The sequence below is a fragment of the Pseudomonas nunensis genome (genome assembly GCF_024296925.1).
GTDB classification, from domain to species: Bacteria; Pseudomonadota; Gammaproteobacteria; order Pseudomonadales; family Pseudomonadaceae; genus Aquipseudomonas; species Aquipseudomonas nunensis.
Map to the genome: position 1 here is coordinate 4,396,089 of NZ_CP101125.1, position 15,760 is coordinate 4,411,848.

Sequence of the window (15,760 nt, forward strand, 5' to 3'; positions counted from 1 at the left end):
AAGGTCGAGCCAGGCCAGCCAAATAAAGTCTAAAAACGCCGGACGGTCGCATTGTCGGCCAGTGAGCGTTGACGCTCGGCTTCATAAAGCGGGCGAACGATGGCGAATTCGCCGTCGATTTCCCCGACCAGTTGTTCGATGCCGGCGAGGCTTTTTTGCCTGGCGCGTTGCTCCAGCTCATTGCACAGCTCGGCCAGGCGAATGGCGCCCATGTTGCTGCTGCTGCCTTTGAAGCTATGGGCAGCGTTCATCAGTTGCGCAGCATCTTCAGCTTGTCGCAGGACGCGCAAGCGCTCTTCGGAGTCGGCGATGAAGGTATCCAGCAAGGTCGGATACTCGTCCTCCATCACTTCCTGCAACGCGCTCAGTACGTCGCGATCCAGATGTGTGTCAGCCACTTGTTCACTCCTTGATCAAGAATTCGCGGATTATGACAGAGCCTCCCAGTAAAACTCCACGTGTGCACTACGACCATCGTCGGACCAGCTCGCCTTGCGGCTCAACTGGCGGATCAGACTGACACCACGCCCCGACAGGCGGACGCCATCCACGGGCCGCTCCATCACTCGCGCCACATCGAAACCTTTGCCACTGTCATCGACCCGAATGCTCAGGCGACCACCCTCACCTTCGGGCGTCACCTGCAAATGCAAGCGCACATAACCGTCCTGCAGCTGGTCCAGACGAGTATTACGCTCCTGGTAATAACGCGCAAAACCCGAGGCATCGCGTTTGAGCGTGGAGTCCAGCCCGAGTACTCCGTGCTCCAGGGCATTGGAATACAGCTCGGCCAGAACACTGTACAACGCGCCGCTTTGCGCCCGCAGCCCGTGGACTTCAAGCAATAATTGCAACAGATACGGCAGCGGATTGAAGCGTTTAAGGGTGGTGGCGCGGAACTCGAAACTCACTGACCAATCCAGCGGGCAGGACTGGCCACTGTCGGAATACACCAGCGCCGGCGGGTTCAGTTGTGCCGCCTCCAGCAGACTGACTTCGACCATGCTCACATCGTCCCGGGCTTCACCCCGGAAGTCGTGCAGGGCTTGTTCAATCTCTTCGAACAACGCTTCGGGTCGGCGGTTGGCGGTAAACACCTGCTCCAGGCGCTCCACGCCAAACAGTTGCTCGTTGGCATCGCAGGTATCGATCACCCCGTCGGACAACAGGAACACCCGATCGCCGACCGCCATCGGAAACACTTCCGTGCGGTCGTTGAAGGTTTGCGGGCTCAATACGCCCAATGGCAAGTGCCGCGCGGTCAGCGGCGTACGCTCGCCAGTGGTGTTGCTGTGCAGATAACCGTCCGGCATCCCGCCATTCCAGACTTCCACCGAACGACGCTGAAAGCTCAGGCACAACAGGGTCGCGCAACAGAACATGTCCACCGGCAGGATGCGCTTGAGCTTGGCGTTCATCTCCCGGAGCATTTCGGACAAGCCGTAGCCCTTGGCGGTCATGCCATAGAACACTTCCGCCAACGGCATGGCGCCGACGGCGGCCGGCAAGCCATGGCCGGTGAAATCGCCGAGCAGCACGTGCATGTCGCCAGCCGGGTTAAACGACGCCAGCAGCAGATCGCCGTTGAACAGCGCATAGGGTGATTGCAGGTAACGGATATTCGGTGCGTTGAGGCAGCCGGAGTGGGCGACTTTATCGAAAACCGCCTTGGCCACCCGTTGCTCGTTGAGCAAGTATTCGTGGTGCCTGGCGATCTGGTCACGCTGCTCGAGCACTGTGGCTTGCAAGCGCCGCAAGCGGTCCATCGCCTTGATCTTGGCGGCGAGGATCACCTGGTTGTAGGGCTTCGCCAGAAAGTCGTCGCCGCCAGCCTCCAGGCAACGCGCCAGGGCTTCGCTTTCGGTCAGTGAGGTCAGGAAGATGATCGGCACCAGGGTTTCCCCCGCCAGCGCCTTGATCTGCCGCGCCGCCTCGAAACCGTCCATCACCGGCATCATGGCGTCCATCAACACCAGTTGCGGTCGTTGCTCACGAAACGCGTCGACCGCCTCGGCACCGTTGGCCGCCGTCAGCACCTCATGGCCCTGGCGCCGGACGATACTCGACAGCAGCATTCGATCGGCCGCACTGTCTTCAGCGATCAGGATCGTCAGCGGTTCGAACAACGACTGCACGGCGTTCACGCCACGTCGAAGATTTGTTCGAAGTTGGAGATCGCGAGGATCTTGCGCACGTCTGCGTTCGCGTGGGTCAACGAGATCTCGGCGTTCTCGCCTCCGGCGTGATCACGCAACAGCAACAACATGCCGAGGGCCGAACTGTCGAGGTAAGTGGCGTCCTTCAGGTTAACTTCGAAGGACTCGGGTTTTGGCTGGAGGTTTTCGTAAGACTCACGAAATTCCTGATGCTTGGCAAAATCGAATCGTCCCTTGATCGAAATCGTCAGCTTTTGCCCATCTTGGGAGACTTCTGTAACGACTGACATTTAACGGCTTCCTTGTCATTGAACAACGTGTGTACAAGGTTTAGCACTTGGCGGGGACGGCGGCAAGGCGGGAAGTGTCTGTAAATCTGGACATTCTCGGTGAATGTGAGGGCCTCTTCGCGAGCAAGCCCGCTCCCACATTGGATTTCTGCCATTGCGAAGACCCTTGTGGGAGCGGGCTTGCTCGCGAAGAACGATGACGCGGTGAACCTGCTTTAATACGGATCCTGCCGCGGCAACCGTTGGGACAATTCATCCAGCAGCTTCTGCTCGCGCCGGTCTTCGAGCTTGCGCGCCTCGTCCATGTAGCGCTGGACCAGTTTGCGCAAGCCTTCAACCCGGGCAAACGCCTGCTGCCAGGAGTCCCGCGCCTTGGTCAGGTTGTTTTGGTGCCACACAAGGCTCTGGCGCTGCTGATCGATGGCCGTGCCCAGTTGCGCCAGAAAGCCTTGATAACCCAGCAGCCACTGGCCGGAAACGCCACTGCTGCCACGGATGATCCACTGTTCCTGGTAATCGAGGCGAAAGGCTTCAAGGTCGGCGAGTTTGCTTTCGGCCAGACGCACCTGGCCCTGGAAGTGCCCCAGACGCTGGACCGCGGCTTTCTCGGCCTTCTCGGCCATTTCAACCACGGGTGCCAGGCGCCCTGCGCGACTCTGGGCCATGACCGGTTAACCGCCGGCCGCAGGGGCGAAGATCGTGCCGAGGTAGGCTTCGCTCTCGCCCAGGCTGATGCTGTCGTTCAAGCCTTGGCGCAGGTAGCGGACCAATTGTGGCTGCAATGAGATCGCCAGGTCGGTTTCCCGATCGCCACCGGCCACATAGGCGCCGACGCTGATCAAGTCGCGACTCTGCTGATAACGCGACCACAGCTGCTTGAAATACTGGGCGCGCATCATGTGTTCCGGGGTGACCACCGACGGCATGACCCGGCTGATGGACGCTTCGATGTCGATGGCCGGGTAATGCCCTTCCTCGGCCAGACGCCGGGACAGCACGATGTGGCCGTCGAGCACGCCTCGTGCGGCGTCGGCGATCGGGTCCTGCTGGTCATCGCCTTCGGACAAAACCGTGTAGAACGCGGTGATCGAACCGCCGCCCTTCTCCGCGTTACCAGCCCGCTCCACCAGTTTCGGCAACTTGGCGAACACCGACGGCGGATAACCCTTGGTCGCTGGCGGCTCACCGATGGCCAAGGCGATTTCCCGCTGGGCCTGGGCGAAACGAGTCAGCGAATCCATGAGCAACAGGACGTTCTTGCCCTTGTCGCGGAAATATTCGGCGATGCGCGTGCAGTACATCGCGGCGCGCAGGCGCATCAGCGGCGCATCGTCCGCCGGCGAGGCGACGACGACCGAACGCTTGAGCCCTTCTTCACCGAGGATGTGCTCGATGAACTCTTTAACTTCACGACCCCGCTCACCGATCAGCCCGACCACGATAATGTCGGCCTCGGTAAAGCGGGTCATCATGCCCAGCAACACCGATTTACCGACACCGGTACCGGCGAACAGGCCCAGACGCTGGCCGCGACCGACCGTCAATAAACCATTGATGCAACGAATCCCCACGTCCAGCGGTTCGCTGATGGGGTGGCGCTTGAGCGGGTTGATCGTCGGGCCGTCCATCGGCACCCAGTCTTCGGCTTTCATCCCGCCCTTGCCGTCGAGTGCGCGACCGGCACCGTCGAGCACCCGGCCGAGCATGCTCATGCCCATCGGCAAACGACCGGTATCGGCCAGCGGCACCACGCGTGCGCCGGGTGCAATGCCGGCGACGCTGCCGACCGGCATCAGAAAAACTTTGGCGCCGGAGAAGCCCATGACTTCGGCTTCGACCTGCACCGGGTGATAGCTGTCGTCGTTGATGACCATGCAGCGACTGCCCATGGCGGCGCGCAAGCCTTCAGCTTCGAGGGTCAGGCCGACCATGCGCAGCAGGCGACCTTCAAGGATCGGCGCGCCTTCCAGTTCCGTGGCCTCGGCGTAGCCGCTCAGGCGCTTGGCGAAACTGGTGCGTTCAAGGCGCATCGGGGGTGTCCGGTTCTGGCGGCAGTTCGGCTTCTGGCTCAACCGCAGGTTTTGCCTCAACCGGCAGGTCCAGGCTCAAGTCCGGCGCTGCCGGGTGCAAGGCTTGTTCATGCAGTTGATCGAACAACTTGTCCATGATCCGCGCGACACGGGTTTCGACGGTGGCGTCGATGCGGCTGTGCTCGGTTTCAACCCGGCAACCACCGGGCAACAGCGCCTCGTCCTCTACGATTCGCCAGGTTTCTTCATGGCGCTCGCGCAGGGCTTTGACCTGTTCGAAATCCTGGGGATTGATGTACAGCCGCACATTGCCCACGCCCAGCGGCAACAGCTTGAGGGCTTCACGCATGACGCTTTCGATCTGCGTGGAGTCGATGGCGAGTTCGCGCTGAATCACCTGCTTGGTGATGTGCTGCACGAGATCAACCAGCGATTTTTCGATCTGCGAATCCTGCTCGGCGATGGGCTCGAACAGATGGCCCATCAGCTGTTCCAGGCTCGCAATCTTGGCGGTCAGGGCCACTTCGGCTTCCTGACGGACCTTGAGCGTGGTGCTGTGGAAACCTTCTTTTTCGCCCGTGGCGAAGCCTTCGTTGTAAGCCTCCTGACGGATGCTTTCGAGTTCTTCGAGGGTCAGTGGCTGGACTTCTTCCAGCGGCACTTCTTCCATTTCCGGCGGTTCTGGCTCGGGTTCCGGCTCGGGCTCCGGCACATGCGGGTCGAAGCTGGGCAGCGACCAGACGTCGAACCCACTGACCCCGGTGCCACGGATCAGGTCAGTGTTGGACTCATCATGTTTGGACGACATAGTGACCTTAGATCATCTCTTCGCCACCCTTACCACCGAGAACGATTTCTCCGGCTTCGGCCATACGGCGGGCAATGGTGAGGATTTCTTTCTGTGCGGTTTCCACGTCGCTGACACGTACCGGGCCTTTGGCCTCGAGGTCGTCGCGCAACAGTTCGGCCGCTCGTTTGGACATGTTCTTGAAGATCTTTTCCTTGACGCCTTCGTCCGAACCCTTGAGGGCGAGCACCAGTACGTCGGAAGACACTTCGCGCAGCAATGCCTGGATGCCACGGTCGTCGACATCGGAGAGGTTGTTGAACACGAACATGAGGTCTTCGATCTGACCGGACAGGTCTTCGTCGACTTCGCGGATCGAGTCCATGAGCTGGCCTTCGATCGAGCTGTCGAGGAAGTTCATGATGTCGGCCGCACGCTTGATACCACCCAGGGTGGTGCGCGAGGCATTCGAGTTGCCGGAGAACTGCTTCTCGAGAATCTGATTGAGTTCTTTCAGGGCCGCTGGCTGCACGGTGTTCAACGACGAGACGCGCAGGATGATGTCCAGGCGCACCTTGTGGTCGAAGTTGCCGAGCACTTCACCAGCCTGATCCGGGTCGAGGTACGCCACGACGATCGCCTGGATCTGTGGGTGCTCGTAACGGATCACGTCGGCGACGGCGCGCGGTTCCATCCACTTCAGGCTGTCGAGGCCGCTGGTGTTGCCACCCAGCAGGATGCGGTCGATCAGGCCGTTGGCCTTGTCTTCGCCCAGAGCCTGGGTGAGCATTTTGCGCACGTAGTCGTCGGAGCCGACGCCCAGGCTGGTCTGATCGCCGACGATTTCGACGAACTCGCTCATCACCTGCTCGACCTGCTCGCGGTGCACGTTACCCATTTGCGCCATGGCCACGCCCACACGCTGGACCTCTTTAGGCCCCATGTGGCGCAGCACTTGGGCGGCGTCAGTCGAACCGAGGGACAGCAGCAGAATCGCGGCTTTATCGACCCGGGACAGTTTGGCGACAGCGGCTCGGTTATCACTCATCTGCGTTAATCCACTCTTTCACGACCTGGGCCACACGACCCGGATCTTCTGCCACCAAACTTTTGATTGCATTCAACTGTGCGTCATAGCCTTCGCTCGGGCTCGGCAGCAGGATGCTTTGCGGGCCGCCGAGGCTGACGCGGTCGTTGGCCAGTTCGCCGTCCAGGCCGCCCATGCCACCCAACTCGACGTCGCTGCCCAGACCGGCCAGTTGTTTGCCTTTGCCGCCACCGGTGATGTTGTTGAGCACCGGACGCAGCACGCCGAACACCAGCACCAAGATGAACAACACACCCAGCACTTGTTTGACGATGTCCCAGAACCAAGGCTGGGAGTAGAACGGAATATCGGCAATCACTTCGCCGCGCTCGGCGGAGAACGGCATGTTGATCACGCTGACGCTGTCACCACGGCTGGCGTCGAAACCGACCGCGTCCTGGACCAGGCGAGTGAAGCGCGCCAATTCGTCGGCGCTCCACGGCGCACGAGTGGTTTCACCGTTGGCCGCGTTGATCTTGACCTGATCATCCACCACCACCGACACCGACAGGCGATTCAAACGGCCCTGTTGCTGTTTGGTGTGGCTGATGGAGCGATCAAGCTCGAAGTTCTTGGTGGATTGTTGACGCTTGTCCGCCGGGTAAGGTGCAAGCATAGGCTGCCCGGTGGCCGGGTCCATGATTTGCTGACCATTGGCATCGAGCAATGGCTGACCTGGCTGCACCATGCCAGCCGACGCGGTAGCGCCACCGGTGGTTTGCGGCGCCGAAGCAGGCGATGGCGGCTGGTTGCTCAAGGCACCCGGCACACCTTGCGGGCCATTGCTGGCGGTACGTTGTTCAGAGGTCGATTGCTCGCTGCGCAACGCCGGTTGATCCGGGTTGAACTGCTCGGAGGTCGATTCGACAGCGCTGAAATCCACGTCAGCCGAGACTTCGGCTTTATAGCGGTCGTTGCCCAGCACCGGTTGCAGGATGTTGTGCACACGCTGGGTCAGCATGCTTTCCATACGACGGCTGTAGTCGAATTGCTTACCGGCCATGGTCAGTTCGGAGTTCTCCGCCTGATCCGACAGCAGGTTGCCCTTCTGGTCGACGACGGTGATCTGCGACTTGCTCAGTTCTGGAACGCTGGTGGCGACCAGATTGATGATCGCCAGCACCTGGCCTGGCTCCAGGGAGCGGCCGGAATACAGTTCAACCAGAATCGACGCACTCGGCTTGCGCTCATCGCGCACGAACACCGAACTTTTCGGAATTGCCAGGTGCACGCGGGCACCCTTGACGTTGTTCAGGCTGGAGATGGTCCGCGCCAGTTCACCTTCGAGGCCGCGACGATAACGGGTCGCTTCCATGAACTGGCTGGTGCCCAGGCCCTGGTCCTTGTCGAGGATTTCAAAACCGACGTTGCCGTCGCTGGGAGTGACACCAGCGGCCGCGAGCTTGAGTCGCGCACGGGACACATCATCGGCCTTGACCAGCAAGGCACCGGAGTTCGGTTCAACGGTGTAAGGAATGTCAGCGGCGGCCAGGGTTTCCATGACCTGCTTGGCGTCCATACCGGCAAGGCTGCCGTACAGAGGCCGGTAGTCCGGCTGCTGCGACCACAGCACCACGGCAAAGCCAATCGCCACGCTCGCAGCCAGGCCGACCAACAGGCCTACCTGACGCAACATGGTCATCTCTGAGAGGTTTTCCAGGAAGGACAACCCGAACAGCGGCGGTTTGCCGTCTATTGGAGTGGCCTTGGCCGGAACATTATCGACGGCTGCTTCTGCCATGACTCAATCTCGTCCTTAAACCGGCATCTGCATGATGTCTTGGTAAGCCTGAACCAGCTTGTTACGCACTTGGGTCAACGCCTGGAAAGACACGCTGGCCTTCTGCGAAGAAATCATCACATCCGTCAGATCAACGCCGCTCTTGCCAATTTCAAAGGCACTGGACAGCTGATTGGACGCCTGTTGGGTGTCGTTCACTTTATTGACGGCCTGACCGAGCATGTCGGCAAAGCTGCTGCCACCCAGTTCGGGAACAGCCGCAGTCGATTTCGGTGCCGACATCGCGTCCATTTGCATGGAGCGCATGTCCAACATCAATCGATTAAATTCAATACCTTGGCTCATGGTCTACTCTCTCTGGCGACCCGCAATTTTTTGACACTCACTCGGCGGGTACTGAGGTGTTAGCAACAAGGGTGCCAGCTCGACAGTCTTGCTTCACAAAAGCCACCCGCAGCAAAAACCACTGTGAGAGCGGGCTTGCTCGCGAAGGCGGTGTGTCAGGTACACAAATGTCGACTGACACTCCCTCTTCGCGAGCAAGCCCGCTCCCACAGTTGGATCAAGTGGCAAACAAATAGGCTTCTACATCCATCCCCGCATCACGCATTTGCGCCAGCTTGTAGCGCAAGGTGCGCGGGCTGATGCCCAGGCGTTCGGCGGCTTCTTTGCGCCGGCCGCGCTCGGAACGCAAGGTGTCGATGATCATCTGAAACTCATGGCGGCGCAGGTCATCGCCCAGGGCGCTGGCCGATTCAGCCTCGACTTCCACGACTCGCACAGCTGCCAACGCGGGCAACGGCGCACAAGCGACCGGCCCTGACAGACAGAAATCCTGCGGCTGAATCAACCCACCCTGCTGCAGAATCAGCGCACGCTGGATGGCGTTATCCAGTTCCCGGACATTGCCCGGCCACGGATAAGCGATCAGGCACGCCTGGGCCTCCGGCGACAGTCTCGCCGCCGCGTGCTTCATTTTATTGACGTGTTTGGCCAACAGGCGCTCGGCCAGCGGCAGGATGTCGGCGGTGCGCTCGCGCAGCGGGCGCCAGGCCAGCGGAAAAACCGACAGCCGATAGTAAAGGTCTTCACGAAAACGCCCCGCCGCCACTTCACCGGCCAGATCACGGTTGGTGGTGGCGACCACACGAATGTCCAGGCTGATTGGCTTGCGCGCGCCAACCCGCTCGACCTCACGCTCCTGCAACACGCGCAGCAACTTGGCCTGAAGGCCCATGGGCATTTCGGAAATTTCGTCGAGCAGGATGGTCCCGCCGTCAGCCTGTTCAAACTTGCCGGCCTGGGCGGCGATGGCGCCGGTGAACGAGCCTTTCTCATGGCCGAACAACGTGGCCTCGAGCATGTTGTCGGGGATCGCCGCGCAGTTGATTGCAATGAACGGCTGGCTGGCGCGATGGGAATGCTGGTGGATATAGCGCGCCAGCACTTCCTTGCCGGTGCCGGACTCGCCGGAGATCAACACGGTCGAATCGCTGCGCGCCACACGGGCGGCCAGTTCCAGCAGTTGCGCACTGGCCGGCTCGAAAGCAATCGGGCCTTCGCCGTCGCTGGCGCCGAGATTGCCCAGTGCATGCCGCGCCACCAGATCGAGCAAAGCCTTGGGCTCGAACGGCTTGACCAGATAATCCGCCGCGCCCTGGCGCATCGCATCGACGGCGCGCTCCACCGCGCCGTGCGCCGTCATCAGCAGCACCGGTAATTGCGGCTGTCGAGCCCGCAACAAACCAAGCAGTTGGTGGCCGTCCATGCCCGGCATGTTGACGTCGCTCACGACCAGATTGAACGCCTCGACACCGACCGCGGCCAAAGCTTCTTCAGCCGAACCGACCGCCTTGTAATCGTGCCCCGCGAGCAGCAGCGTATCCGCCAGTGCCTCCCGGAGCGCGCGGTCATCCTCGACCAGCAGAACCTTGATTGCCATTTCCTTCACTCCGCATCCGATGCGCTGGAAAACAACGGCAGAGACACCAGCGCACAGGTGCCGCGACCGAGCCGCGAGCGCAACTGCAATTCTCCCTGATGAGCGCGAGCCACTGCCTTGACCACGGTCAGGCCCAGGCCGGTTCCGGTGGTCTTGGTGGTAAAAAATGGCTCACCGAGGCGCGCCAGCACGGCCTCATCAATTCCGCTGCCGCTGTCGCTGACACACAAGCGCAGGTTGTTGCCACGGGTATACAGATGAACCTTGAGGCGCACCGCACCTCCACTGGCTTGAATAGCATTCTCGATCAAATTCAGAATCGCCCCGACCAGGGTGTCGCGATTGCACAGCAACTCCCCGGCATGACTGTCGCACTGCCAGCGGATCGGCAATTCCTGGACATGGGTCAGCGCCGCCGCTTGCAGCGACTGCATCAGTTCCTTGGGGGTAACGCGATTGGTCAGCGGCAGTTCGCCGCGAGCAAATACCAGCATGTCGCGCACTTGGTGCTCCAGCTCGTGCAGACGCTCTTTCAAGCGGCCGGCGAAGCGCTGCTGGGTGGCGACCGGCAATTCCTGTTCAGTCAAATGACTGGCGTAAAGCAAAGCAGCGGAAAGCGGCGTGCGGATCTGATGGGCCAGTGAGGCAACCATGCGCCCCAGAGATGACAGGCGTTCATGGCGCGCCAGTTGACCTTGCAGTTGGCGGGTTTCGGTCAGGTCATTGAGCAACACCAACTGACCGGGCTCGGCATCCAGCGAACGCGTGGCGATCGACAGGCGTCGACCGTCCTTGAGGGAGATTTCATGACCGTCGTCTTCACGGGGCGCAAAGCAGCGGGCAATCACTTGGCGCCACAGCTCGCCTTCCAGAGGCAGCCCGAGCAACTCGCACGCCGCCGGGTTGGCTTCGCGCACCATGCCCTGGGCGTCGATGACGATGACGCCGCCCGGTAACAGATCAAGGAGATTTTGCAGACGGTTGGCCAGACGTTCTTTTTCCGCCAGTTCCTGCATGCGCTGGGCACTGACGACCGCCAGTTCACCCTTGAGCTCGGTGACCCGGGCTTCGAGCATGCTGTAGGAGTCAGTCAATTGGCTCGACATCTGGTTGAACAGGGCGAATGCCTGCTCAAGGCCCAGCCTGCTTGCCTGTTCTACGGACGACGGTTGCCCCGAAGCGTCAGGGACAGAAGACATCTGGGCGGCTTGGGGCATCGTGCTCTCTCGCTTGGCTGACCGTCAGTGAAACGGAACGTTGCGAGAGCTGTAGCAATACCCGTGCCTAAAAAAAACCGCCTATAAATGAAGGACTTGAAAAACAGGCGTCAATCATCCGCCTGTTCATCACCATCACGACGACTCATACCGTACTTGCGCATCTTCTCCACCAGGGTGGTGCGACGAATACGCAGGCGTTCGGCGGCGCGTGCGACGATGCCATTGGCATCATCCAGCGCCTGCTGAATCAGGCCTTGTTCCAGACCACCGAGGTAGTCCTTCAAGTCCAGGCCTTCGGGCGGCAGCAGTGCGTTGGCGCTGAAGTCCGGGGTATGCCCGTTGATGGCCACCCGCTCTTCCAGATCGCTGCGCAAACTGTCGACCAGTTGCTCGTCTTCGTCATCGACGTAGCGGAATTTCTTCGGCAACTCGACCACGCCGATCACCCCGTACGGGTGCATGATCGCCATGCGCTCCACCAGGTTGGCCAGCTCGCGGACGTTGCCCGGCCAGCCGTGACGGCACAGGGACATGATCGCCGCCGAGTTGAAACGGATCGAACCACGCTTCTCGTGCTCCATGCGCGAGATCAACTCGTTCATCAGCAGCGGGATGTCCTCGACGCGTTCGCGCAGCGGGGCCATCTCGATCGGGAATACATTCAGGCGGTAGTAGAGGTCTTCGCGGAAGGCGCCGATCTCGATCATGCTTTCGAGATTCTTGTGGGTCGCCGCGATGATGCGCACATCGGCGCTCTGGGTCTTGTTGCTACCCACGCGTTCGAACGTGCGCTCCTGCAGAACCCGCAGCAGCTTGACCTGCATCGGCAACGGCATGTCGCCGATTTCGTCGAGGAACAACGTGCCGCCGTTGGCCAGCTCGAAACGCCCGGCACGGCTGGTGATCGCCCCGGTAAAGGCGCCCTTCTCGTGGCCGAACAGTTCGCTTTCCAGCAACTCCGCCGGGATCGCCCCGCAGTTGACCGGAACGAATGGCGCGTCACGACGCTTGGAGTGGTAATGCAGGTTGCGCGCAACCACTTCCTTGCCGGTGCCGGACTCGCCGAGGATCAGCACGCTGGCATCGGTGTCGGCCACTTGCTGCATCATCTGGCGCACGTGCTGGATCGCACGGCTGGTGCCGACGAGGCTGCGGAACAGATTGGGTTCACGGTGACGACCGCGCTCGCGGGCCTGGTCGTACATCTCGCGATAGACCTGGGCACGGTGCAGGGAATCGAGCAGCTTGCTGTAGCTGGGCGGCATTTCGAGAGTCGAAAGCACCCGGCGACGCTGGTCTTCAGGCAGGTCAACGGAAGAATTATCGCCCATTAACAAAACCGGAAGGAACTCATCCCAGGTTGAGAGTGTCTTTAACAGGCCCAAAAGCGCACCAGGAGCACTTACCGTCCCGATCAGTACGCAAATGACTTCACGACTTGACGACAAAGAGCCGACCGCCTGCTGCCAGTCATGGCTGCCGCAGGGTAAATTTTCTTCACCGAGAAAATTTAAAATCACCGCTAAATCGCGGCGACGGACGCTATCGTCATCAATCAGCAGAATTTTGGTTTCACGCCACATGCAATAGCAACTTCCCTAGTCAACTCAATGCCCGAAATGAGGGGGCAAGCTAGACGCTTGCAGACACGTTATGCCTGTAGACGCCTGAAATCTGGAACCAGCCACTAGTTAAGTCAAAAAACCGTGCACAGTCAAATTTATGGCGCACTATGTTTGGATTAACCCGGGATTAATTAACCAAACAGATGGTAAACCTTTGCGGCGTTTTGCGCTTGGTGGATCTGAGACATCTCGTCGACTATCGCTTGTCTCTCCCCCATTGCCACCTCAAGAAGCTCCTTGTAAACCCCAAGCAACTCCTCAAGATTGGCGCGCAACGCCACCTCGTCCAGCGAAGCTTCACTCAAGACGTCTTCCATGCAGGAACGGCAATCCAGGTCCAATTGACCGATAGCCTCCCAGTTGCGTTCGGCCAAAGCACCGACCAACGCTTCACGGGTTTGTTCGATTCGCTGCAATACAAGACTCATGGTGATCTCCTTAAAACTGCGGACCAGGCGCGGCGATGGCATCCCATCCTTCTTTTACCGTGCGCAGCAGACCGGCGACTTCATCGAGAATCCGCGGGTCACTCTTGATGTTCGCCTCGGCGAGACGCTTCATCATGTAGGCATAGAGACGGTCGAGCTCACCGACGGTATCGGCGGCTTTTTCAAGATCCAGGCCTTCACGCAAGCCACCGATGATCCCGATAGCCTTGCTGATCGACGTTCCCTTGCCGGGAATGTCCTTGCGCTCCATCGCGCCTTTGGCCTGAGCAATGCGATCCAGGCCGCCTTCCATCAGCATTTGCACCAAACGGTGCGGACTGGCTTCGGACGTCTGGGCTTGCGCCCCAACCTTCTGATATTGCCGCAGGGCTAACATCGGATTCATGTTCTACCTCATTGCCACTCAATGACTCGTATGACCAGTGTATCGTCTGCGAGCCTGGAAACTTTAGATCAGAAGACAAAAACCCGGCGCACGCCGAAAAGCGTAGCCGGGTTTTTGTCGTCAGCCCATGACTACTTGGCGGACTGCTGAGCGTTCAACGACGCGAAGAAGCCAGTGATGTTGCTGGCGGTAGCCTTCATCTGGCCGACCAAAAGGTCCATCGCGTTGTATTTGGCGGTCAGGGATGCCGTCAGGTTGGTCACCCGCAGGTCCAGCGCCGTCTGCTGAGTGCTCAGGTCCTTCTGGACCTTGCTCAGACTGGTGTTGCGCTGATCGAGGATGCCACCGGTCTGGGAGTACGGCGTGATGGCCGCCGACATACGAGCAAGCAAGCCATTTTTGGTGTCAGTGCCGGAGAACAGGGTTTGTACCGAACTGCTCATCCCCGGGGTCGCCATCGCCTTGGCGTACTTGGTCGCATCGATGGTCAACGTACCGGTCTTCTGATCGGTCTGGATACCCAACTGCGACAACACCGACAATTGACCGCCCGCCCCTGGCGCCACCAGCTCATTGCGCACGGCAGTGATCAGGTTACGTGGCAGGGAGTCACCGGTCATGGCCGCGCCGATGGTCGGGTTGCCCTCATCATCCAGGCTTGGCTTGGTGAGAGTGGTCAGGGTGTTGATCACGGTGTTATAGGCGTCGACGAACGTCTGCAACGAAGTCTTCAGGCCGTCGGTGTTGGTGCCTACGGTGACCGTAACCGGAGTCGCACTGGCAGCTACCAGGGTCATGTTGAGACCACCGACCGCGCCTGTGATTGTGTTGCTTTTGCTGGTGATGCTCAGACCATCGATCGTGACCAGTGCATCCTTGGCCAAGCCACCGATGTTGCCTGACGCGCCAGCGGCCGGAGTGGTCCCCAGACTGGTGGAACCGTCGATTTCCAGGCCGGCAATACCGCTGACCTTGAGGTCCGAGCCCGCACCCGTCACCGTCGAACCGATGACCAGACGCGAACCATTGGAGTCGGTGACAATGTTGGCGCTGATGCCCTTGCCTTGCAGCGTGGAGTTGATCGCGTCGCGGGTCGACTGCAAGGTCGCGCCACTGGCAATGGTTACCGGGTAATCAATACCATTTTGACTGATTTTCAACGTACCAGTCGGAATGGCACTGGTGGCTCCGCCGGCAAACGCCGCGCTGGCCACTTTCGAACTGGTTGCCAGGTTATTCACGACAACGCTGTAGCTACCGTTGACCGCGGTGTTATCCGAGGTGACGGTCAATGTCGCCGGAACACTCGACGTCGCGGTAAAACCGGAAAACGCAGGCGCGTCTTTTTTGCCCAGGTTAGTCATTGCGGTCTGGAACGCAGCCAGCGCCGACTTCAACGAACCGGTAGCGGAAATCTTGGCCGTGTTGATCGTCGTCTGATTGGTGATCAGCGTCTGTTTGGCCGATTTGTCGGAGTTGACCAGCGCGGTCACGATCGCACCGATGTCGAGACCGGACCCTAGACCCGAACCCGGTAGAATTGGACTTGCCATGTGCATCTCCCTATCTGAGTGTCGCCGGTCTTTTGACCACTACGCGCGGACAATGATCGTACAAACACGTTTCATGCCAGTGTCAGGCTTTGGCATCGAACAAAACATTACTGGCGTTGTGCAGGCTTTCAGCCAGTTTCATGGCCTCGGCCGACGGAATCTGTCGAATCACTTCACCGGATTCGCTGGCAATCACCTTGACGATGACCTTGCCGGACGTTTCATCGATGGAAAATTCGAGGTTACGCTTGACCGACTGAACGAACTTTTCGATCTCCTGAACGGCCATTTTCAACTTATCCGAGTTGTCCGAAGTGTCCGAGTTGTCTGAATTCGAGCTTTTTGCAGTTGCAGCGACAGCCTGGGGAATTTCGGCGCGAGGCGCATCCACCGGCTTATCGGTAGTGCTGACCGCCGGTTTCGGGGCCGGGTAAGACAGGTTCAGCTTCACGCTCATGTCCATGACCATCACCTCTTAACCTATTAACCTCTTAA

At 59.9% G+C, this 15,760-nt stretch carries 16 protein-coding genes; all 16 read right to left on the reverse strand.

All coding sequences use genetic code 11. The annotated features are described in order from the left end of the window. Window positions 1-29: 29 nt before the first annotated feature. On the reverse strand, window positions 30-398 hold the full coding sequence (locus NK667_RS19215) for an Hpt domain-containing protein (RefSeq protein ID WP_054049336.1): 369 nt from the start codon (window positions 396-398) through the stop codon (window positions 30-32). Window positions 399-428: 30 nt separating this feature from the next. Continuing rightward, entirely contained in the window at window positions 429-2,135 is a 1,707-nt protein-coding gene (locus tag NK667_RS19220; RefSeq protein WP_054049616.1) for a fused response regulator/phosphatase, read from the reverse strand. Between the two features lie 5 nt (window positions 2,136-2,140). Further along, a complete protein-coding gene (locus NK667_RS19225; protein WP_054049335.1) occupies window positions 2,141-2,446 on the reverse strand; it encodes an STAS domain-containing protein in 306 nt (101 codons plus the stop codon). 215 nt (window positions 2,447-2,661) lie between these two features. Beyond that, window positions 2,662-3,111: a flagellar export protein FliJ gene (fliJ, locus tag NK667_RS19230; protein WP_054049333.1), complete on the reverse strand. Its 450-nt coding sequence runs from the start codon at window positions 3,109-3,111 to the stop codon at window positions 2,662-2,664. 6 nt (window positions 3,112-3,117) lie between these two features. Further along, window positions 3,118-4,476 carry a flagellar protein export ATPase FliI gene (fliI, locus tag NK667_RS19235; RefSeq protein ID WP_054049331.1) on the reverse strand — a complete coding sequence of 453 codons (1,359 nt, stop codon included), beginning with the start codon at window positions 4,474-4,476 and terminating at the stop codon, window positions 3,118-3,120. Continuing rightward, window positions 4,466-5,284, reverse strand: coding sequence for a flagellar assembly protein FliH (gene fliH / locus NK667_RS19240; RefSeq protein ID WP_054615753.1), 819 nt, complete (start codon window positions 5,282-5,284; stop codon window positions 4,466-4,468). The genes fliI and fliH overlap by 11 nt, the downstream gene beginning before the upstream one ends. 7 nt (window positions 5,285-5,291) lie before the next feature. Further along, window positions 5,292-6,311, reverse strand: a complete 1,020-nt coding sequence (gene fliG, locus NK667_RS19245) for a flagellar motor switch protein FliG (protein WP_054049327.1) — start codon at window positions 6,309-6,311, stop codon at window positions 5,292-5,294. Further along, the gene (gene fliF, locus NK667_RS19250) at window positions 6,304-8,091 is read right to left on the reverse strand and encodes a flagellar basal-body MS-ring/collar protein FliF (RefSeq protein ID WP_054049325.1); all 1,788 of its coding nucleotides are present in this window, start codon (window positions 8,089-8,091) and stop codon (window positions 6,304-6,306) included. The genes fliG and fliF overlap by 8 nt, the downstream gene beginning before the upstream one ends. A 15-nt stretch (window positions 8,092-8,106) precedes the next feature. After that, window positions 8,107-8,436, reverse strand: a complete 330-nt coding sequence (fliE, locus tag NK667_RS19255) for a flagellar hook-basal body complex protein FliE (RefSeq protein ID WP_054049322.1) — start codon at window positions 8,434-8,436, stop codon at window positions 8,107-8,109. 217 nt (window positions 8,437-8,653) lie between these two features. After that, window positions 8,654-10,033 (reverse strand): sigma-54-dependent transcriptional regulator, encoded by a 1,380-nt coding sequence (locus NK667_RS19260; protein ID WP_054615754.1) that lies wholly within the window; start codon window positions 10,031-10,033, stop codon window positions 8,654-8,656. Between the two features lie 5 nt (window positions 10,034-10,038). Further along, window positions 10,039-11,232 (reverse strand): sensor histidine kinase, encoded by a 1,194-nt coding sequence (locus NK667_RS19265; protein ID WP_161807678.1) that lies wholly within the window; start codon window positions 11,230-11,232, stop codon window positions 10,039-10,041. A gap of 128 nt (window positions 11,233-11,360) precedes the next feature. Further along, window positions 11,361-12,836 (reverse strand): sigma-54 dependent transcriptional regulator, encoded by a 1,476-nt coding sequence (locus NK667_RS19270; RefSeq protein WP_054049316.1) that lies wholly within the window; start codon window positions 12,834-12,836, stop codon window positions 11,361-11,363. Window positions 12,837-13,009: 173 nt separating this feature from the next. Next, window positions 13,010-13,306, reverse strand: a complete 297-nt coding sequence (fliT, locus tag NK667_RS19275; RefSeq protein WP_054049314.1) for a flagellar protein FliT — start codon at window positions 13,304-13,306, stop codon at window positions 13,010-13,012. A gap of 10 nt (window positions 13,307-13,316) precedes the next feature. Then, window positions 13,317-13,712 carry a flagellar export chaperone FliS gene (fliS, locus tag NK667_RS19280; RefSeq protein ID WP_054049312.1) on the reverse strand — a complete coding sequence of 132 codons (396 nt, stop codon included), beginning with the start codon at window positions 13,710-13,712 and terminating at the stop codon, window positions 13,317-13,319. 131 nt (window positions 13,713-13,843) lie between these two features. Next, complete coding sequence (gene fliD / locus NK667_RS19285) at window positions 13,844-15,265, reverse strand: flagellar filament capping protein FliD (RefSeq protein ID WP_054615755.1); 1,422 nt, start codon at window positions 15,263-15,265, stop codon at window positions 13,844-13,846. A gap of 82 nt (window positions 15,266-15,347) precedes the next feature. Continuing rightward, window positions 15,348-15,728, reverse strand: coding sequence for a flagellar protein FlaG (locus tag NK667_RS19290; protein ID WP_054049308.1), 381 nt, complete (start codon window positions 15,726-15,728; stop codon window positions 15,348-15,350). Window positions 15,729-15,760 lie beyond the last annotated feature (32 nt).

Coding starts and splice junctions, on each gene's coding strand:
- NK667_RS19225 (WP_054049335.1), bottom strand. CDS start 2,446: ATGTCAGTCGTTACAGAAGTCTCCCAAGATGGGCAAAAGCTGACGATT.
- fliJ (WP_054049333.1), bottom strand. CDS start 3,111: ATGGCCCAGAGTCGCGCAGGGCGCCTGGCACCCGTGGTTGAAATGGCC.
- fliI (WP_054049331.1), bottom strand. CDS start 4,476: ATGCGCCTTGAACGCACCAGTTTCGCCAAGCGCCTGAGCGGCTACGCC.
- fliH (WP_054615753.1), bottom strand. CDS start 5,284: ATGTCGTCCAAACATGATGAGTCCAACACTGACCTGATCCGTGGCACC.
- fliG (WP_054049327.1), bottom strand. CDS start 6,311: ATGAGTGATAACCGAGCCGCTGTCGCCAAACTGTCCCGGGTCGATAAA.
- fliF (WP_054049325.1), bottom strand. CDS start 8,091: ATGGCAGAAGCAGCCGTCGATAATGTTCCGGCCAAGGCCACTCCAATA.
- fliE (WP_054049322.1), bottom strand. CDS start 8,436: ATGAGCCAAGGTATTGAATTTAATCGATTGATGTTGGACATGCGCTCC.
- NK667_RS19260 (WP_054615754.1), bottom strand. CDS start 10,033: ATGGCAATCAAGGTTCTGCTGGTCGAGGATGACCGCGCGCTCCGGGAG.
- NK667_RS19265 (WP_161807678.1), bottom strand. CDS start 11,232: ATGTCTTCTGTCCCTGACGCTTCGGGGCAACCGTCGTCCGTAGAACAG.
- NK667_RS19270 (WP_054049316.1), bottom strand. CDS start 12,836: ATGTGGCGTGAAACCAAAATTCTGCTGATTGATGACGATAGCGTCCGT.
- fliT (WP_054049314.1), bottom strand. CDS start 13,306: ATGAGTCTTGTATTGCAGCGAATCGAACAAACCCGTGAAGCGTTGGTC.
- fliS (WP_054049312.1), bottom strand. CDS start 13,712: ATGAATCCGATGTTAGCCCTGCGGCAATATCAGAAGGTTGGGGCGCAA.
- fliD (WP_054615755.1), bottom strand. CDS start 15,265: ATGGCAAGTCCAATTCTACCGGGTTCGGGTCTAGGGTCCGGTCTCGAC.
- NK667_RS19290 (WP_054049308.1), bottom strand. CDS start 15,728: ATGGACATGAGCGTGAAGCTGAACCTGTCTTACCCGGCCCCGAAACCG.